This is a genomic window from Micromonospora gifhornensis (assembly GCF_016863515.1).
GTDB classification, from domain to species: Bacteria; Actinomycetota; Actinomycetes; order Mycobacteriales; family Micromonosporaceae; genus Micromonospora; species Micromonospora gifhornensis.
Window position 1 is genome coordinate 24,077 of record NZ_BOPA01000045.1, and the last position, 18,983, is coordinate 43,059.

Below are 18,983 nucleotides of genomic sequence, written 5' to 3' on the forward strand. Positions count from 1 at the left end.
ACCGCGGCGAAACGAGAGCGCTGCTCAGTTGTCTCGTGGTCGGGAGACGGTGCTGACCAGCCGCTCGGCCACCTGCCGCAGTGGGATCGACAACGACGATGCCGCACTGCGCAGCACCTCGAGGGCGTCCTCCGGCGGGCAGCCGCGCTGCGTCATGATCACCCCGATGGCCTGGCCGATCACGCCGTCACCGAGCAACGCGACGTCCTGGGCGTCGGCCTGCGCGCTGCGGCGCTGCCGGTCCCGTACGGCGGCGAGCAGCAGGCCGGCGTGTTCGGCGAGGAGCATGGCGGTGAGCTGGTGGCCGGTGGTCAGCTCGTCCGGCCGGCTGGCGTAGAGGTTGATCGCGCCGATCACCTGCTCGTCGACGTCGACCGGTGCGGAGATCACCCCGAGTACGCCGAACTCCCCGGCCCGGGCCGTCCAGTCCGGCCAGCGGCGTTCGGTGGCGAGGTTCTCCGCGCGGACCATCTCCCGCAGCCGGATCGCGTCCATCGCCGGGGTGTCCGCGCCGTAGCGCAGGTCGTCCAGCCCGCTCATCGGCGCGTCGGAGGCGGCCACTCCGGCCGCTTCACCGGCCCGCAGGGCGGTGAACCCGCACCAGTTGACCCCCGCGATGGCGTCCCGGGTGATGCGCACCAGGGCGGACAGCGCCTCGTCGAAGTCGTCCAAGGCGATCAACCCGGCGGTCAGTTCCCGCAACAGGGCCGCCGTCTCCAGCACACCGAGGGTCTCCGCCAGCGGTGGACTCGTTTCCAGGTTCACCGACCCGAAGCCCCCGTACGCCTGGTCAGCGTCCTCACGGTCTCCTCCTCGCTACGGCCGGGCACGAGGGCAGCTCCGACGGCAGCCCTGACGTGACGACCCGCCCTACTACCCGCTGCAACAACGGTCGAAACGGTGCAAAGCGGGGCCCCTCCCAGGGTACGGGTACCGCTGGGAGGGGCCGCGACCGGATCAGTGGGTACGGGTCAGCGCCCGCCGCCCCCGCTGAGCCGCCGACCGACCGAGGCGATCAGCCGGTCCAGCTCGGAGCCGAACGGGTTGTCGTGCACCAGGTAGGTCCAGGTGGCGCTCGGCCGGACCAGCTCCGCCGCGTCCGGCTGCCAGTCCTCGTCGAACTCGGTCTCGGTGAAGGTGGCCAGGGTGCGCGCCTCGATCTCCGGGACCAGGTTGGTGAAGGCCGGCACGGCCGACCGGTGGAACTCGTCCAGCGGGTCCAGTCGGCCCAGGGCGCGCAGGTGTACGCCCTCGCGGACCTCCGACAGCTCGGCCAGGTGGTCGGCCCAGAGCCGGTCGAGGTGGTAGAGGGCGATCGACCGGGCCACCCGGGCGAGCAGGTCCTCGTCCATCTCGCCGGCCTTCTCCGGCATCTTGTCCAGCAGCATCAGCGCCGCGACGTCGCTGGTCAGCAGTCGTTCCCGACGCTCGGCCAGCGCCTTGCGCTGCTGCTCGATCACCACGCTGTAGCGCCAGGTGTTGCGGTGGATCTCGTGGTTGACGCCCTCGGCGACCCGCTGGGCGTGCTCCACGGCGTAGTCGACCTGCGGGTCGGTGACCAGACCGTCGGCGTTCATCCGGGGCGACGGCGGAACGGTGTCGCCGGCGTGCCGCACGACCAGGTCGTCCTCCAGGCTGACGAAGAAGACCGAACCACCCGGGTCACCCTGCCGGCCGGCCCGCCCGCGCAGCTGGTCGTCGACCCGGCGGCTGTCGTGCCGGCCGCTGCCGATGACGTAGAGGCCGCCGAGTTCGGCGACCTGCTCCCGGTCGACCTGGTCGCTGCCGCCGAGCCGGATGTCCACGCCCCGGCCGGCCATCTGGGTGGAGACGGTCACCGCGCCGTGGGCACCGGCCTCGGCGATGATCGCCGCCTCCTCGTCGTCGTTCTTGGCGTTGAGCACCACGCAGGGCACCCCGACGGCGTTGAGCCCGGCGGCCAACTGTTCGGACTCCTTGACGTCCAGGGTGCCGACCAGCACCGGCCGCCCGGCGGCGTGGCAGCGCTGGATCTCGTCGATCAGCGCCTCCTCCTTCTCCGCCCGGGTGGCGTAGATGCGGTCCGGCTCGTCCACCCGTACACACGGGGTGTTCGGCGGGATCACCGCGACCTCCAGCCCGAAGAACTCCCGCAGCTGGTCACCGACCAGCACGGCGGTGGCGGTCATGCCGCACACGGTCGGGTAGAGACCGATGTACGCCTGCACGGCGATGGTGCCCAGCACCTCACCCTCGGCGGTGGCGTCCAGGCCCTCCTTGGCCTCGACCGCCGCCTGGAGCCCGTCGGGCCAGCGGCGGCGCTGGGCCACCCGGCCGCGCATCTCGTCGATCAGCTCGACGGTGCCGTCGCGGACGATGTAGTCGACGTCGCGGTGCAGCAGGGCGTGCGCGTGCAACGCTACGTTCACCGCGGAGAGCTGCTCGACGTTCTCCTCGTCGTACAGGTCGATGCCGAGCTTGGCCTCGACGGCGGCCAGGCCGGCGGAGGTGAAGGCGACACTGCGGCCGTCCTCGGCCACCGTGTAGTGCTTGCCCTTGCGCAGGCCGCGCACCAGCGCGGCGGCGGCGTGCACCGGGTCCTGCTCGCTGGCGACCGAGCCGGCGAGGACCATCGGCACCCGGGCCTCGTCGATCAGGATCGAGTCCGCCTCGTCGACGATCGCGGTGCGCAGCGCCGGCTGGACCCGGTCGGCCACGTCGGTGACGAGCTGGTCGCGCAGGAAGTCGAAACCGGCTTCGCTGACCGCCACGTAGGTCACGTCGCAGGCGTACGCGGCCCGCCGCTCCGCCGGGGTCGAGGCCTCGTTGACCCAGCCCACGGTGAGCCCGAGGAGGGTGTAGACCGGCTCCATCCACTGCGCGTCGCGGCGGGCCAGGTAGTCGTTGACGGTGAGCACGTGCACCGGGCCGTTGCCGAGCCGTACGTGCCCGTACGCGGCGATCGCCGCGGTCAGCGTCTTGCCCTCACCGGTGGCCATCTCGGCGACCTTGCCGGACAGCAGCGACATCGCGCCGAGCAGCTGCACGTCGTACGGCCGCTGGTCGAGCCCGCGGCGGGCGGCCTCGCGGCCGAGCGCACAGATCTCCTCGTAGGTCGATGCCACGGCTGCCGCCTCGGTCAGCTCCGCGTCGTCGAAGGCCTGAACCTTCTCCTCGCGGGCCTCGATGGCCGGCAGCAGCTTCTCCAGCGGGGCCAGATCTACCGTGGTTCCCGGGCGCTGGAGGAACCGGCGGAACCTGGTCTTCAACCGTTGCGACACACCCATGAGCGGCAACGGTACGCGACCGACGGCCCCTTTCGCGCCCTCCCCGGCGTGCCTTCCGTTCCGCGCTGTCCGCCGGGCCGTCCCGCCGCACCGCCGACCGGCGCCGTGATCGGCGGCCGATGCCGCCGTGGTGGTTCGATGAGCAGGGCCGAAGCTTCGCGGTGGCAGCACCGCAATCAAACGTTCATCAAGCGGGAACGTGCCCGGCGCAGGGCCGTGATCAAGCTGGTGGGATCGATCCGGTTAGCTAGCCGAGTGCCGGGAAATCCCACTCCCGGTCTTCGGCGCGATGGGGGTGCCTGTGCGGAACACCGAATCTGCGGTCTCGCCGGTGGTCGAGGCCTGGGCCACCTATCGGACCAGCTCCGCCGCCGACTGGCCGACCCGGCGGCTGCTGAGGGCAAAGGGGGACAGCCGGGTCAGCGTGGTGTTGCCGGCCCACAACGAGGAGGCCACCGTCGGGGCGATCGTGTCGACCATCCGCGAGCACCTGGTGGACCGGGTGCCGCTGGTCGACGAGTTGATCGTGGTGGACTCCCGCTCGACCGACCGGACCACGCAGGTGGCCCGGGCCGCGGGCGCGGAGGTGGTCAGCCAGGACGCGATGACCCACGGGCTGCCGCGGCTGACCGGCAAGGGCGACGCGCTCTGGGCCGGCCTGGCCGCCGCCGAGGGCGACGTGGTGGCCTTCGTCGACGCCGACCTGCGGGAGTTCCGTCCGCACTTCGTCACCGGGCTGCTCGGCCCGCTGCTCACCGACCCGTCGGTGGACTTCGTGAAGGGCTTCTACCATCGGCCGCTGATCGGCACGACCGGGGTGGAGGCCGACGGTGGGGGCCGGGTGACGGAGCTGATGGCCCGTCCCATGCTCAACCTGTTCTGGCCGGAACTGGCCGGTTTCGTCCAGCCGCTTGCCGGTGAGTACGCGGGCCGCCGCGAGGTGCTGGCGCAGGTGCCGTTCGTCTCCGGCTACGGCGTCGAGACCGCCATGCTCATCGATCTGCTCGAACTCGTCGGCCTGGACGCGCTGGCCCAGGTCGACCTGGGCGAGCGCAAGCACCGCCACCAGGACACCGCGGCGCTGGGCCGGATGTCCGCCCAGATCATGCTCACCGTCTGGTCGCGGTTGCAGCGGCGGGGCTGGGCCAGCCCGGATGTGCTGCCCAGCGCCCTGCTGACCCAGTTCCGCCGGGGTGGCTCCGAGGCGCTGCCGAACCTCGACCGGGAGATCGTGGTCAGCGACGTGACCGTCGAGGAGCGTCCGCCGCTTGCCGAACTGCGGCACCGGCTGCCGCGCCGTCGGGTCGCCGCGGCCTGACCAGCCGGCAGCGCGGGCTGTTTCGGCCGGCCGGACGCCGGGTAGTTGGCAGCTCTGCGACACCGGCGGAAGAGGGCGGAGATGACGAGCCGGATCACCTGCGATGTGGACGACGCGACCCCGGTCACCGTCGTCCGCGTCGCCGGCGGCCTCGACCTGACCACCACCCGCCAGGTGTACGCCGTGCTGGAGCGCTGCCTGGCCGCCCAGCCCGATGCGCTCGTGGTCGACCTGACCGGGCTGACCGTGCACGACCAGTTGGCCGTGGCGGTGTTCGCCGCGGCGGCGCGCCGGGCCGAGGGCTGGCCGGTGGTGCCGCTGGTGATCTGCGCGCCGCATCCGCATCCGGCCGCGTCGCTGGCCACCTCCACCGCCGTGCGGGTGGTGCCGGTGCGCCACGACTGCGACGAGGCGGCCCGGGTGGCCGACGCCTCGGCCGTACCTCGGATGCGGGTCCGACTCGAACCGGTCGCGGCGGCCTGCCGGCGCGCCCGGGAGCTGGTGGCCGACGCCTGCGCACGGTGGGACCTGCCGGCGGCTGTCGAACCGGCCTCGGTGGTGCTCAGCGAGCTGGTCGGCAACGTGGTCCGGCACGCCGGCACCCCGATGCAGGTGACCGTGACGCTGCGCCGGCCGTGGCTGCACCTGACCGTGGTGGACGGCAGCCCCGCGGCGGCCGAGCCCGGCCGGCCCGGTGAGCACGACGAGGGCGGTCGGGGCCTGCTGCTGGTGCGCGAACTTGCCGCGCGGTGGGGTAGCGCGCCGGCCGGTGACGGAAAGGCCGTCTGGGCAACACTACCGGCGAATTGACCGAAATTACCGCTGTCGCCTGGTTACATGGTCGGAAGGTCGGGTAGTCACGCCCGTCCTTTCCGTCGTCAGCGGGGTGAGAACTGATGCCCAAGCGGGTACCCACCGAAACCGGACAGGATCGGGGGCCGGCCATCCTCGCACCGGCCAGGTTCGGCGGCTATCCCGGCTCCCTGAACAAGCCGCTGCCCGGCAGCAAGCTGCTCCGGTTCCTGGCCACCACCGATCACAAACAGATCGGCCTGCTCTACCTGATGACCTCGTTCGGCTTCTTCGTGGTGGCCGGGATCGAGGCGATGCTGATCCGTGCAGAGCTGGCCCGGCCGGGCATGCAGTTCCTCGCCCCCGAGCAGTACAACCAGTTGTTCACCTCGCACGGCGCGGTGATGCTGCTGCTGTTCGCCACCCCTGCGGCGTTCGGGTTCGGCAACTACATCGTGCCGATCCAGATCGGCGCGCCGGACGTGTCCTTTCCCCGGCTGAACGCCCTGGCCTACTGGCTGTACCTGTTCGGCGGGCTGATGGTCATCGGTGGATTCCTCACCCCGCAGGGCACCGCCGACTTCGGGTGGACCGCGTACACGCCACTGAGCACCGCCCAGCACTCCCCCGGTGTCGGGGCGAACATGTGGGTGATCGGCCTGGTCGTCTCCGGTCTGGGCACCATCCTCGGCGCGGTCAACCTGATCACCACGATCCTGACCCTGCGGGCACCCGGCATGACCATGTTCCGGATGCCGATCTTCACCTGGAACATGCTGTTCACAAGCGTGCTGGTGATCCTGGTCTTCCCGCTGCTGGCCGCCGCGCTGCTGGCGTTGAGCGCCGACCGGCTGCTCGACGCGCACGTCTACAGCCCCGCCACCGCCGGGCCGATGCTGTGGCAACACCTCTTCTGGTTCTTCGGCCATCCCGAGGTCTACATCATCGCGCTGCCGTTCTTCGGCATCATCACCGAGATCATTCCGGTCTTCTCCCGCAAGCCGCTGTTCGGCTACACCGGTCTGGTACTGGCCACCGCCGCGATCACCGTGTTGTCGATGACGGTGTGGGCGCACCACATGTTCACCACCGGCCAGGTGCTGCTGCCGTTCTTCGCCATCCTCAGCTATCTCATCGCCGTACCGACCGGGGTCAAGTTCTTCAACTGGATCGGCACGATGTGGAAAGGACAGATCACCTTCGAGACGCCGATGCTGTTCGCCATCGGCTTCCTGGTGACCTTCCTGCTGGGCGGACTCACCGGCGTACTGCTGGCCAGCCCGCCGGCCGACTTCCACACCCACGACAGCTACTTCGTGGTGGCGCACTTCCACTACGTGCTGTTCGGCACGGTGGTGTTCGCCCTCTTCGGCGGCTTCTATTTCTGGTGGCCGAAGATGACCGGGCGGCTGCTCGACGAACGGCTCGGCAAGCTGCACTTCTGGACCATGTTCATCGGCTTCCACGGCACCTTCCTGGTGCAGCACTGGCTGGGCAACGAGGGCATGCCCCGCCGGTACGCCGACTATCTGCCCAGCGACGGCTTCACCACGCTGAACACGATTTCCAGCATCTTCTCCTTCGTGCTCGGCGCATCCACCCTGTTCTTCATCTGGAACGCCTGGAAATCATGGCGATTCGGTGCCCAGGTCACGGTGGACGACCCGTGGGGCTTCGGCAACTCGCTGGAGTGGGCCACCACCTGCCCGCCACCGCTGCGCAACTTCGACCGGATGCCCCGGATCCGGTCCGAGCGCCCGGCGTTCGACGCCAAGTACGGTGAGCTGGTCTCCGACCTGGGTCGGGACCTGCCGCAGCGGACCACGAGACCCCCGCAGGGTTTACGCGACGAGCTGCACCGCGAGAAGCACCACCGCGAGTCGCCGAGCGCCGAGGGGGCGCACGGCGCGCCGGAAGCCACCGCCTACCACCCGGCGCCACAGTCCGGGGCCCGACCGGTCGAGGTGCCGGACCCGCAGGACGTGCGCCGGCCCAGCTTCGACGACACCGACGAACCGGAGGGCAACCCACTGGGCGCCGAGCGTCGCTCGGAGGCCGGCGACGACCGGTGGCGGCATCCGCGCAGCGGAGGCGACACCCCGGAGAACTGATCCGGGTGTACGACCTGATCCGGGTACGAACGACCGGGGCGGCACCGATCGGTGCCGCCCCGGCTGCGTCCAGTGGTCAGCGCGTGTGCCCCATGGTCAACGCGTGCGTCCCGTGTGGTCAGCGGGCCCGCGCGGAGGCGGGACGTGTCTGGTTCGCCGTCGTCGACTCGGACTCGGCGGCCCCGTTCTGCCACGGTGGCGGCGCATCGGCGAGCATCGCCTGACGCAGCCAGGTCAACGCCCGCGACAGCAACCGCGACACGTGCATCTGGGAGATGCCGAACCGGGCGGCGATCTCGGCCTGGGTCTGGTTGCCGTAGAACCGCATGGCCAGGATTCGCCGCTCCCGCCAGGGCAGACGGTGCAACAGCCCGCTGACCGTGACCCGGTCGTCGACCGATTCCAGCGCGATGTCCGACTCCCCCACCAGGTCACCGAACTCGGCGGAACTCTCCCCGCCCACCGGCGCGTTCAGCGACGCCGGGCTGTAGCCGGCAGCCGACTCCAAGGCGGCGAGGATCTCCTCCTGCGGCGTGTCCAGCCGCTTGGACAGCTCGGCGACCGTCGGTGCCCGGGACAGCTCGCTGGTCAGCGCCGCGGTCGCCTGTCCGACCTCCAGGATCAGGTCACGCAGCCGGCGTGGCACGTGCACACCCCAGGTGCGGTCCCGGAAATGCCGTTTGATCTCGCCCACGATGGTGATCGCGGCGTACGCGGTGAACGAGCCCCGTTCCGGGTCGTACCGGTCAACCGCGTTGACCAGACCCAATCGGGCCACCTGTTCCAGATCCTCCAGCGGCTCACCGCGCCCCCGGTAGCGGCGCGCCAGGCGCCCGGCGAACGGCAAGGCGAAACGCACCAGGTCGTCGCGCGCCTCGTGGCGGCGTTCCGGTGGCATTCCCGCGATCCGTGCCGCGTACGCCAGTGCCGCCGCGTCGAGGTCCTCCAGACCTCGATCGGTGGATGGTGGTGTGGTCGTGGTGGTCTGTCCGAACATCCGCGCCTCCCTCAGGAAGGACCCCGCCCGGATTCGGCCGGCACCGGACCCCGTGCGTGGACACGCACAGGCCGGCTCAGTGGGTTACATGACTGGGATGCGAAACGGGCGTCGGCGCCGTGCCACGCCAAGGTGATCAGCCTGTCGCAGCCGGCGGTGTTCCCGCTCCGTAGGTACTCAATCACGGGATCGCGGCTTCGCGAGGATGTTTCGCCAGCCCGGTGTCAACAGACCAGCAGGCCGTGCGGGGCGCCGCTGTCCCGCAACGCGGCGAGGGCGTCCGTCACCTCGATCCGCGGCGGGGTGGGCAGGTCGTACGGCTGGGCACGGAGCACCTCGGTGGCCCGGCGGGTGGGTACGGAGGTGACCGGGTACCCCCGGGCCGCCGAGCGGTCCAGGGCCCGACGGCGGTGTCCGAAGCCGGCGACGGCCAGCCACTGCGGCAGCCCGGCGAGCGCCGGTGACCGGACACCCGGCGGCTCCGGCAGGACGTCCACCGAGCTGAACGCTTCGCTGCCGGCCAACCACCACTCGGCCTGCTCGACGCACCGGCGGGTCGCGTTCTCGCACCAGTACGGCACCAGGCCGGCGCGGATCACCTGCCAGGGGTCGAGCAGCCGGCCGCACTCGACCACCAGCCGGTTCCCGGTCTTACCGGCGGCCCGTAGCCAGCGGCGGTACAGGTCGGCGGTGGCCGCGCTCAACGCGGCCGGCGCGGGAACGACGACCTGGCGCAGGGGATGTCCCTCGCGGGTCGCCCACTGCGCGACGTCGCGGTCGAAACCGGACTCCACCCCGTGCTCGGCGACCCCTGGCGGCGTGGAGATCTCCGGCGGTTCCCAGTGCGCCCCGTCGCCGCCGGCGGAACGCAGCACCTTACGCAGGGTGTGACTGTCGGGGTGGAAGTCCACCGGATCGAGTCCACTCGCCGGGCAGCCCACCTGGAAGCTGTGTCCGTCGGCGGCCTCGTACACCGGCCAGGTGCGCGTGTCGCGCAGCACCACCACCGGGGCACCTGGTTCCAGCCGGTCGGCGAGAAAGCGCCGGTACGCCTGCGGCAGCCGGTGCCACCGCCCGGCCAGCGCCACCGTCGCCGCGGCCAGGGCACCACGGCTGGCCGGGCAGTGCACCTGCCGTAGGTGCAGGTCAGGGTTGCCGGCGAGCATCCGACCGGCGAGCCCGGCACCGTGGTCCAGGGCGGCGAGGGGCCGATCCACGGACCCCTTCGGCCAGTGCGCGATCATCTCGAACCCGGCGGGCAGCCACGGCACCCCGAGCGCCACCGCCAGGTGAGCGGCGGCACCGTGCGGCGAGCCCAGCAACACGCCCGGATAGCGACCGCTCGGATACTGTCCGACGAACCACTCGGCGACCTGGCCCGCGTCCAGTTCCGCCGCCTGCCCCGCAGTCAGGGCGACCCGACCGGCCGAGCGGATGGCCACCGCCCGACGGACCGGATCGGGAGTGCCGACGAACCGCGACGCCGGCCCGACATGACTGATATCGGCGCAGTCCGCCCCACGCAGGGCACGCGCGATGGCCGCGACGAGGATCCGGGCGGTACTGCCCGTCGCGACGATCCGGTCGCCGGTCAATCCGGCGCCCCTCGCCGTGATTTCCCGGCGCACCTTACGCACCGGCCCCACGCTGCCCCGTTCGCTCACGCAGCCGGGCTTCCCGCCCACTTGCCGGTTAAACAGGGCATCCCCCCACCGACCGACACCAACCATCTGATCTTGACTGTTCCCGACAACACCGACAAACCCCTCCCCGCACCCCCCTCTATGCGGCGATCATGCACTTTGTGTCGGGATAAAGGGTGTGAATGACGCGAAAAGGCGACCACAAGTGCAAGATCGCCGCGTAGAGGGGGTGTGGGGGCGATGGGACGGTGTGCGGGGTGGGGTTGCGCGCGTGGGTGGGGAAGGTAGGGAGGGAAGGAAGGGTGTTCGGGGCGGGTGGGGGTGGGGGGTGGGGTCAGGGAGGGGGGTGGGGGGTGACGACCAGGTCGAGGAGGCAGGGGCGGTTGGCGGCGAGGGCTTCGTCGCAGGCTGCGCCGACCAGCTCCGGTCGGTCGACGCGTACGCCGTGCAGGCCCAGCAGTCGGGCCCAGCCCGAGTACGGCACGTCGTCGGCCACCTGCCGTCCGGGGTAGCCGGACCGGGTGTTGAGTACCAGCACCACCAGCCGCGGATCGGGCCAGTGCGGCCAGTCCCGGGCGATGGTGACCAGCTCGGACAGGCCGTGTGACCGCATGCCGTCGTCGGTGAGCAGTGCGAGCACCGGCCGCCGCGGGTCAGCCAGTTTGACGGCCACGGCGTACGGCAGCGCGGCGCCCGCCACCTCGTGGGCGTCACAGGCCAGTACGGCGATGCCGGGTGGCAGGCGACACGCATGGCGGCTGAGGCCGCAATCACCATCGATCGTCACGGCGGCCTCCGGCGGTACACGGGCGGAAAGCTCGACGACGACCGACCCAATGTCGACCCCCGCAACGACGGACGGTCGCCGCGGCTCCGTGACGTCAGACGCAGTGTCAACGTCCGGAACGGCCGACGGTCCGACCGAGTCGACGAAGAGCATCCCGGCACCGACCTGCGGAACCGCCGACGGTCGACCCGGATCGATGGCAGCGCTTTCGACACTGACCTGCGTGCGGGCCGGGGGCCGACCCGACTTGCCGGTGAGCAGCAGGCAGGCCGGGCCGGGCCCGGCCAGCGCCGCGCGAACCGCCGCGTCCACCAGGGCCGGAGCACGCCGCAGGTCATCGACGTGCCACACCTGCCGGCACAGCCCGGCGAACGTCTGGTAGACCCCACCGACCCCATCGCCCTCGTCCACCGCCCCGATGATCGCCAGTACGGGCAGCGTGGCCCGCCGGGCGGCGTCGAGGCCGGCCAGCAGGCCGAACGCGGCCGGGCCGGCGGGGCTCAGGCAGACGCCGATCCCGCCGGTGAGCCGGGCGTGCCCGATCGCCATGGACGCCGCGGTCTCACCGTGGCGTACAGACACGAACTCCGGTTCCCCGCCGGCCGAGTGCAACGCCTCGACCAGCGTGGCGACCGGCTCCCCCGCGACGCCGAAGACCCGTGGCACCCGCCAGGCCGCGAGCCGCTCGACAACCGTCTCCGCCAGGTACGGGTCGGGCACGTCCGTCTCCGCCAGGTACGGGACGGGCACCGCCGTCTCCGCCAGGTACGGGACGGGCACCGCCGTCTCCGTTAGGTGCGGGACGGGCACCGCCGTCTCCGTTAGACGCGGGTCAGGCACCGCCCCGTCCCGGCGTGGACGGGTCGACGTACCGCAGCACCGCGCCGACCCCGTCGGTCAACTGCGGGGCCTCGTCCGGGCCGAGCACGGTCAGCTCGGCGTCGGTGCCGACCAGGGCGCGCACCAGCGCCGCGTCGGCGCGTACCCGCTCGGGGTCGCCGACGCCGGGTAGCTGACCCGGCGCGGTGGCGATGTCGGTGGCGGCGGGGCCGATCCACAGCTCGCCGTCGGCGGACGGGTCGTCCACGATCAGCATGGTGTCGACCTGGTTGCGTTGCAGCGCGGCCACCACGGCGTCGAGTCCGGCCCCGACGTCCTCCTGCATGCCGAAGCGGTCCAGCGCCGCGTTGATCCGCTGGTCGGCGACCTCAGCGATGGTCTGCACGGTGAGGTCGTCCAGCAGGGTCTGGTCCGCGCCACCGGCTCGCGAGCCGGCGTCGGTACGCACCACCATGTCCTGCCATCGCTCCGGCATCTGTGCCGCGATCATGCCGGTGGCGCGGACATCGCCGGCCACCACGACCACCTCGGCGCCGACCCGTTCGGCCAGTTCCACTGTCGCTGCGGTGACGTCACCGGCGTTGTGGTGCCACGCCTCCATCGCCGCCCGTTGGTAGCGCGACTGCGACCAGCCGCCGGGCTGGACCCGACGCAGCTGGTGACTCTCCCGGCCGACGACGTGGGCCCGACGCGGTACGCCACCGGCGCTTACCGACATCGCGTCGGCACCGGTGCGGTCGGCCACGACCCGTACCCAGGCCACCTGCTCGCCGCGCTGGGCCAGCAACGGCATCACGTGCGGCAGCGGGGCGTACGCGGCCAGGTCACGGCGCGGCGGGGCGGCCAGGTACTCGGAGAGCACCACCCGGCCCCGGGTGCCGAAGACGGCCAGCCCGTAGTCGCCGGGCATCGGGTCGTGACCCCGGATCACCCGGTCGATCGCGGCGACGGTCGGCTCGTCGGCACCCTGCTCGGCCAGTCGCCGTTGCAGGTCGCGCCAGCGCAGATCGAGCGCCGCGTGTGCATCCTCCGTGTCCAGGGATGCGTCCAGATAGACCGAGCACCACGGCCCGGGACGGTCGTAGAGCGGGCGCAGGAAGGACAGCTGCATGCTCGACCCCTTTCCAGCTCGGCCCTGCGCTTACCCGCCTCACCCGGCTTGTCACCTGCCTGTCATCGCGTGACCGGATTTCATTCACGCCGTTCAACCCGGAGGATCGATACGATCTGTGCACGGATGCGGACTCAGGGTGGTGGAAATGGACGTGACATCGTATTCCCGGCGCAGCCTCCACCCCACCGGCCGCATCCTCACAGCCCGGGTCGCCCGCCTGATGGACGGCTATCCCCGGGAGGTACGGGTGGGCCAGCCGGTGCTGGTGATGGTGCTGGCCGCGGCGGGGGTGGTCGGCCTGCTCGCCAAGCTGGTGCGCGCCGCGCTCTCCGCCGGTTCGGGCACCGGCCGACGCAAGTTCAAGGAGCTGAAAAAGGGCCCGGAGTACCTGGTCACCCCGATCCGGCTGCGCGACGAGAACGGCCGGCTGTACGAGGTCGAGCTGCACGGGCACCTGCCGCAGAGCGCGCTGCATCCGGCCGACCTGGTCCAGTTGACGCTGCGCGACCAGGGCGACCCCGACCTGCCGCCGAAGATCGAGCGGATCGTCAACCTGACCACCGGTCAGCTGCTGCGTCCGCGTACCGCCACCATGTGGTCGCATCTCGGGCCGCCACTGCTGTTGCAGGCCGTGCTGGGCGCGCTGCTGCTGACCGGGTTGGCCGCCTGCACCGCTCTCACCTGAGCCCTCGCTGCCGCCGAAGGAGGCCGGGCAGCCGACCGGGGCAGGGTCAGCCGACCGGGGCAGGCTCGCGGACCGGCTCGGTGGTGTCCAGCATGCCGCGCCGGCGGGCCCAGCGCTCGAAGGCGATGGTGGCGAACGGCGGCACCGCGCAGGCCAGCGCCACGACGGCGGCCAGCAGGCTCCACCGGCGTACCCGGGCCACCGCGAGCACCAGCGCCCCGTAGATCACGAAGAGCGCGCCGTGGAGCGGGCCGAAGATCTGCACCCCCAGTTCGTTGCCGGGCGGGCCGTACTTGACCGCCATGCCGGCGAGCAGGCCGGCCCAGGAGATCGCCTCAGCGATCGCCGCCACCACGAACAACCGGGTCACCTTGTCACGCACGACGGCCATGGTAGTGCCGGCGGCGGGGGCGGCTCATGCTGCCGTGCGCAGAGGCGACGCCGGTCACCGCCTACCGGATGGTGGGTAACCGGACGTCAGGACTTTTCACAGAGTGCATGGACATGCGACGTTGGGGGTACCAGTGGTGACAAGGTGGTGACCATGGGCGAGGAAGTCGGCGTGCAGACGTTCAGCCGCCAGGATCGGGCTCGCTACCGGGACAAGGTGCGCCGTTGCCTCGACGTCTTCGCCGAGATGCTGCGCGAGTCCCGCTTCGAGCTCGAACGACCGATGACCGGGTTGGAGATCGAGCTGAACCTGGTCGACGACGACTCGATGCCGGCGATGCGCAACTCCGACGTGCTGCGGGCCATCGCCGATCCGAGCTTCCAGACCGAGTTGGGCCAGTTCAACATCGAGATCAACGTGACGCCCCGCCGGCTGAACGGCACCGGCACGGTCGAGTTCGAGGAACACCTGCGGGCCACCCTCAACGCCGCCGACCAACGGGCCCGTACGGTCGGCGCGCACCTGGTGATGATCGGCATCCTGCCGACCGTGCTGCCCGAGCATCTGACCGCGGCCACCCTGTCGGCGAACCCCCGGTACGCACTGCTCAACGAGCAGATCTTCGCGGCCCGTGGTGAGGACCTGCGGATCGCCATCAACGGGGTGGAGCGGTTGGCGGTCACCGCCGACACCATCACGCCGGAGGCGGCCTGCACCAGCACCCAGTTCCACGTCCAGGTCGGGCCGAGCCAGTTCGCCGACTACTGGAACGCGGCCCAGGCCATCGCCGGGGTTCAGGTGGCACTCGGCGCCAACTCGCCGCTGTTCTTCGGTCGGGAGTTGTGGCGCGAGACCCGCATCCCGCTGTTCCAGCAGGCCACCGACACCCGCGCCGAGGAGATCAAGACCCAGGGCGTACGCCCTCGGGTGTGGTTCGGTGAACGGTGGATCACCTCGGTGTTCGACCTGTTCGAGGAGAACGTGCGCTACTTCCCGGCGCTGCTGCCGGTCTGCGATGCGGAGGACCCGTCGGAGACCCTCGCCAGCGGTGGCGTACCGACGCTTGCCGAGTTGCGGCTGCACAACGGCACCGTCTACCGGTGGAACCGGCCGGTCTACGACGTGTCCCGGGGTCGCCCGCACCTGCGGGTGGAGAATCGGGTGCTGCCTGCCGGGCCGACCGTGCTGGACACGGTCGCCAACGGGGCGTTCTACTTCGGACTGGTTCGGGCGCTGGCCGAGGCCGATCGGCCACTGTGGTCGCAGATGTCGTTCAGCGCCGCCGAGGAGAACTTCAACACCTGCGCCCGGCACGGCATCGACGCGCACATCTTCTGGCCGGGCCTGGGCTACCTGCCCGTCACCGAGCTGGTGCTGCGGCGGCTGTTGCCGCTGGCGCAGTACGGCCTGGACCGGTGGGGTCTGGATCCGGACGAACGGGACCGCCTGCTGGGCATCATCGAGCAACGGTGCCTGACCGGACGCAACGGCGCGACCTGGCAGATCGCCACGCTGCACCGGCTGGAGTCGGCCGACCAGCTCGACCGGCCGACGGCGTTGCGCGAGGTGGTCCGGCACTATGTGGAGCTGATGCACAGCAACCGTCCGGTGCACGAGTGGCCGATCCCCTGACCGACTCCTGACACTGCGCGCAACGGCGCGGATACAACGATTACGGTGAGTGCGTTTCCCTCCGCCGGGTCGAGAGGATCCGCCGATGTCGCTGCCACGTCCGGCCGTCGCGTTCACCGCCCTCGCACTCCTCATCGGGCTCGGCCATCCGCTGCCCGCTGCCGCCAGCCAACCCGCCACCGCCGCCCCCGCCAGCCAACCGGCCAGCGCCGTCCCCGGCAGCCGACCTGCCACCGCCGCCCCCGCCAGCCAACCTGCCAGCGCCGGGAAACCCGGCACGGTCGGCACCGGCGAGGTGCGTACCGTCGTGCGGGACGCTGTCACCGGCGCCGCCGTGCGGGCCTGCCTCAACCTGGTTCCCGCCGACCGTGACCCGCTCACCGTCGTGGGCCTGGGCGAGGTGCAGCAGGGCCGGTACGCCGGCTGCACCGACCTCGACGGTGGCCCGGTGGCCGCCACCGGCGTGGCACCCGGCCGATACCACCTGCTGGTCCGCCCCTACGACAGCGTCCGGTACGGCGCGCAGTGGGTCGGCCCGCACGGCGGCACGGGTCAGCGGGAGCGGGCGGCGATCGTCCACGTACGACCGGGCCGGGTCGTCACCGCACCCCGGGTACGCCTCGACCCGCCCGGCACGGTGACCGGCCGAGTGACCCGGGTCGCGGACGGCACCCCGGTGTCCGCTGCCGCCGTACTGCTGCTGCCGGAGATCCAGCACCCCAAGTACGGCAGTCAGGGCGTGCTCACCGACGACGACGGCCGCTACACGTTGACCGGCCTCGGGCCGTACCGTTGGCCGTTGTACTTCAGCGGTTACGGGCTGGCCAGCCAGTGGTCCGGGGCGACCGCCGACCGGCTGCGCGCCGCCACGGTGCGGGTACGCGCCGGCGGCACCGCCACCGCCGACACGGCCCTCACCGCCGGCACGGTGGTCAGCGGCACGATCACCACCGCCGAGATGCCGTTCTACTCGCAGGTCGTCGCCTTCCACGCGCGCACCGGCGACGTGGTGGGTGTGGCCGACGCCGCCGAGAACTACCTCCTGCGGCTGCTGCCCGGGCAGCGGGTGCTGCTGCGCTGCGACTGCGCGTACACGCCGAGCCGCTGGTATCCGAACGTCGCCGGCATCGACGACGCCCGGACCCTACGGGTGCGCAACTCGCCGGTCACCGCGCACTTCGACCTGACCGGCCCCGCCGCGCCCTGATCCGCGCCTCAGCGCAGGGCGTTCAAGCTGAGTTCGGCGGCACGGGCGAGGAGGGCGTCGTCCGTGCCGGCGTCCTCGGCGTCCCGGCTGGAGAGCACGGCCAGCACGATGGGCGCCCGGTCCGGCGGCCAGATCACCGCGATGTCGTTGCGGGTGCCGTAGCCGCCGGAGCCGGTCTTGTCGCCGACCACCCAGCCGTCGGGCGTGCCGGCCCGGATCACCTTGTCCCCGGTGGTGTTGCGCTTGAGCCAGTCGACAAGCACGTCCCGGTCCTCGGTGGTGAGCGCGTCGTCGACCGCGTACGCCCGCAGCGAGGTGGCCAGCGCCCGGGGCGTGCTGGTGTCGCGGACGTCGCCCGGGGTGCCCTCGTTGAGCGCCGTCTCGATCCGCGCCGGCTCGGTGACGTCGTCGCCGATGTCGCGCAGTGCCTGCTTGAAGCCGGCCGGACCGCCGAGGCGGTCGAAGAGCAGGTTGCCGGCGGTGTTGTCGCTGTAGCGCACCGCCGCGTCGGCGATCGCGCGCAGCGTCATGCCGGTCGCCACGTGCTGCTCGGTGATCGGCGAGTAGGTGACCAGGTCGTCGCGGGAGTAGCGGACGACCTGGTCCAACTCCTCGGCGGTGGTCGCCTTCAGCACCGCGGCGGCGGCCAGGGCCTTGAACGTCGAGGCGTACGCGAAACGCTCGTCGGCCCGGTGCTCGATCGTGCGGCCGGTGCCGGTGTCCACCGCGTACACGCCGAGGCGGGCGTCGAACTCCTGCTCCAGTGGACCGAAGTCGACGGCGACCGGCGCGGCCGACGGGGTGCCCGGCGGGGTGGCCGACGGGGCGTCCGGTGAGGAGGGTGCGGCCGGGGTGTCGGTCGAGCAACCGGTGAGCAGCGCAGCCGTTACTACGGCGGCGAGCACACCGGCACGGGTACGGCGGGTGGTGCTGAGCAAAATCGCATCCTTCCAGCTAGCCGGTGATGACGAACCGGTCAGGCCATCACCTTCGCTATGAAGCCTGCCAAATTGGTGGTGGTGCGGGCAATTTTCTCGTCCAGGCTGATCGTCTCGTGCAGCCGCGCGCCGGCCCCGGCGTCCTTCTTGCCGCGCAGGTAGAGCGAGCAGGACAGGTCGCTGCACAGGTAGGTGCCCACCGAACTGCCGTCCCGGCCGGCGCGACCGGCCCTGGGGGCGACGAGCAGGCTGACCCCGGCCTCCGGGGAGGTCAGGCAGATCGAGCACATGTTGCGGCTGCCTCGCCCCGCCGCCGCGCTCGGACTGCGCAGGACCAGCGCCGTGGGGCGGCCGGCCTGCTCGGTGACCAGGTAGGCGCGGTCCTCCGCCTTCGGATCACGCCAGCCCAGGTAATCCAGGTCGGCCCAGGGCCGGGTGGCCAGGTCCCGCGGCACGAACAGGCGCTTGGCCTCCCCCTTGCTGCAGTTGACGAAAGCGGCACGGATCTCTGACTCGGTCAGTGCTTCCATAACGCCATGGTATTTTTCCTAAAGACTTTAGGCAAAGTCATTAAGAGTGTCATGACACACGGACCCTGGAGGGAACATGGCACGGCTGGGACTGACCCCGCAGCGCCTGGCGGCCGAAGGTGCGGAGCTGGCCGACGAGGTCGGCTTCGACCGGGTCACCGCCTCCGCGCTGGCGCAGCGCTGCGGCGTCAAGGTGGCCAGCCTGTACGCGCACATCCGCAGCACCCAGGACCTGAAGGTACGCATCGCGCTGTTCGCGCTGAACGAGCTGGCCGACCGGGCCGCCGAGGCCGTGGCCGGCCGGGCCGGCAAGGACGCCCTGGTCGCGCTCGGCAACGTCTACCGCGACTACGCCCGCGAACACCCCGGCCGGTACGCCGCCAGCCAACTGCGACTCGACTCGGCGACGGCGGCGGCCAGCGCCGGCCCCCGACACTCCCAGCTGGCCCGCGCGGTCCTGCGCGGCTACCACCTGGGCGAGCCCGAGCAGACCCACGCGGTACGCCTGCTCGGCAGCGTGTTCCACGGCTTCGCCAGCCTGGACCTGGGCGGCGCGTTCAGCCACAGCGTCCCCGACAGCGAGGAGTCCTGGTCGTGGACCCTCGACGCCCTGGACGCGTTGCTCTCCTCCCAGTCACCCAGCAACCGCCGGCCACCACACTGACCAGCGCCCGATCCGCCACCAGCCCCGAGGAGCAGCAGCGAGGGCTGGGTCCGGTCCTGGCCGCCACG

General features: G+C 71.5%; 16 protein-coding genes. 7 read left to right on the forward strand and 9 right to left on the reverse strand.

The window, feature by feature from the left end:
• Positions 1-24 precede the first annotated feature (24 nt).
• Positions 25-765, reverse strand: coding sequence for a GAF and ANTAR domain-containing protein (locus Vgi01_RS26360; RefSeq protein WP_102660554.1), 741 nt, complete (start codon positions 763-765; stop codon positions 25-27).
• A gap of 206 nt (positions 766-971) precedes the next feature.
• Positions 972-3,266 (reverse strand): accessory Sec system translocase SecA2, encoded by a 2,295-nt coding sequence (secA2, locus tag Vgi01_RS26365; protein ID WP_204292872.1) that lies wholly within the window; start codon positions 3,264-3,266, stop codon positions 972-974.
• A gap of 301 nt (positions 3,267-3,567) precedes the next feature.
• On the opposite strand from secA2, the gene Vgi01_RS26370 reads away from it, so the two are divergent.
• The 3 genes from Vgi01_RS26370 (at position 3,568) to ctaD (ending at position 7,487) form a co-directional block, all read left to right on the forward strand.
• On the forward strand, positions 3,568-4,584 hold the full coding sequence (locus Vgi01_RS26370) for a glucosyl-3-phosphoglycerate synthase (protein ID WP_239089170.1): 1,017 nt from the start codon (positions 3,568-3,570) through the stop codon (positions 4,582-4,584).
• Positions 4,585-4,665: 81 nt separating this feature from the next.
• A complete protein-coding gene (locus Vgi01_RS26375; protein WP_204292873.1) occupies positions 4,666-5,394 on the forward strand; it encodes an ATP-binding protein in 729 nt (242 codons plus the stop codon).
• An 86-nt stretch (positions 5,395-5,480) separates the two neighbouring features.
• Entirely contained in the window at positions 5,481-7,487 is a 2,007-nt protein-coding gene (ctaD, locus tag Vgi01_RS26380) for an aa3-type cytochrome oxidase subunit I (protein ID WP_102660550.1), read from the forward strand.
• Positions 7,488-7,605: 118 nt separating this feature from the next.
• On the opposite strand, the gene Vgi01_RS26385 is transcribed toward ctaD, so the two are convergent.
• The 4 genes from Vgi01_RS26385 to Vgi01_RS26400 all read right to left on the reverse strand — a co-directional run bounded on the left by Vgi01_RS26385 (position 7,606) and on the right by Vgi01_RS26400 (position 12,865).
• Positions 7,606-8,484 carry a SigB/SigF/SigG family RNA polymerase sigma factor gene (locus Vgi01_RS26385; RefSeq protein ID WP_204292874.1) on the reverse strand — a complete coding sequence of 293 codons (879 nt, stop codon included), beginning with the start codon at positions 8,482-8,484 and terminating at the stop codon, positions 7,606-7,608.
• Between the two features lie 224 nt (positions 8,485-8,708).
• Positions 8,709-10,121: a hypothetical protein gene (locus Vgi01_RS26390; protein WP_239089171.1), complete on the reverse strand. Its 1,413-nt coding sequence runs from the start codon at positions 10,119-10,121 to the stop codon at positions 8,709-8,711.
• A 340-nt stretch (positions 10,122-10,461) separates the two neighbouring features.
• Positions 10,462-11,694 carry a thiamine pyrophosphate-binding protein gene (locus tag Vgi01_RS26395; RefSeq protein ID WP_204292875.1) on the reverse strand — a complete coding sequence of 411 codons (1,233 nt, stop codon included), beginning with the start codon at positions 11,692-11,694 and terminating at the stop codon, positions 10,462-10,464.
• A gap of 52 nt (positions 11,695-11,746) precedes the next feature.
• Entirely contained in the window at positions 11,747-12,865 is a 1,119-nt protein-coding gene (locus Vgi01_RS26400; RefSeq protein WP_204292876.1) for a baeRF2 domain-containing protein, read from the reverse strand.
• Positions 12,866-13,013: 148 nt separating this feature from the next.
• Here Vgi01_RS26400 and Vgi01_RS26405 point away from each other — a divergent pair, with 148 nt between their 5' ends.
• A complete protein-coding gene (locus Vgi01_RS26405; RefSeq protein ID WP_204292877.1) occupies positions 13,014-13,553 on the forward strand; it encodes a hypothetical protein in 540 nt (179 codons plus the stop codon).
• Between the two features lie 46 nt (positions 13,554-13,599).
• On the opposite strand, the gene Vgi01_RS26410 is transcribed toward Vgi01_RS26405, so the two are convergent.
• On the reverse strand, positions 13,600-13,944 hold the full coding sequence (locus Vgi01_RS26410) for a DUF3817 domain-containing protein (protein ID WP_102656389.1): 345 nt from the start codon (positions 13,942-13,944) through the stop codon (positions 13,600-13,602).
• A 153-nt stretch (positions 13,945-14,097) separates the two neighbouring features.
• Between Vgi01_RS26410 and Vgi01_RS26415 the strand changes: the two genes are divergently transcribed.
• Together Vgi01_RS26415 and Vgi01_RS26420 are read left to right on the forward strand one after the other, a co-directional pair.
• On the forward strand, positions 14,098-15,576 hold the full coding sequence (locus Vgi01_RS26415; protein WP_204292878.1) for a glutamate-cysteine ligase family protein: 1,479 nt from the start codon (positions 14,098-14,100) through the stop codon (positions 15,574-15,576).
• An 85-nt stretch (positions 15,577-15,661) separates the two neighbouring features.
• A complete protein-coding gene (locus Vgi01_RS26420) occupies positions 15,662-16,783 on the forward strand; it encodes a carboxypeptidase-like regulatory domain-containing protein (protein WP_204292879.1) in 1,122 nt (373 codons plus the stop codon).
• A gap of 8 nt (positions 16,784-16,791) precedes the next feature.
• Here the strand turns inward: Vgi01_RS26420 and bla are convergent, their stop codons facing one another.
• Together bla and Vgi01_RS26430 are read right to left on the reverse strand one after the other, a co-directional pair.
• Positions 16,792-17,724 carry a class A beta-lactamase gene (gene bla / locus Vgi01_RS26425; protein ID WP_373307048.1) on the reverse strand — a complete coding sequence of 311 codons (933 nt, stop codon included), beginning with the start codon at positions 17,722-17,724 and terminating at the stop codon, positions 16,792-16,794.
• A gap of 35 nt (positions 17,725-17,759) precedes the next feature.
• Entirely contained in the window at positions 17,760-18,251 is a 492-nt protein-coding gene (locus Vgi01_RS26430) for an FBP domain-containing protein (protein WP_102656386.1), read from the reverse strand.
• A 76-nt stretch (positions 18,252-18,327) separates the two neighbouring features.
• On the opposite strand from Vgi01_RS26430, the gene Vgi01_RS26435 reads away from it, so the two are divergent.
• The gene (locus Vgi01_RS26435) at positions 18,328-18,915 is read left to right on the forward strand and encodes a TetR/AcrR family transcriptional regulator (protein ID WP_204292881.1); all 588 of its coding nucleotides are present in this window, start codon (positions 18,328-18,330) and stop codon (positions 18,913-18,915) included.
• Positions 18,916-18,983: the final 68 nt, after the last annotated feature.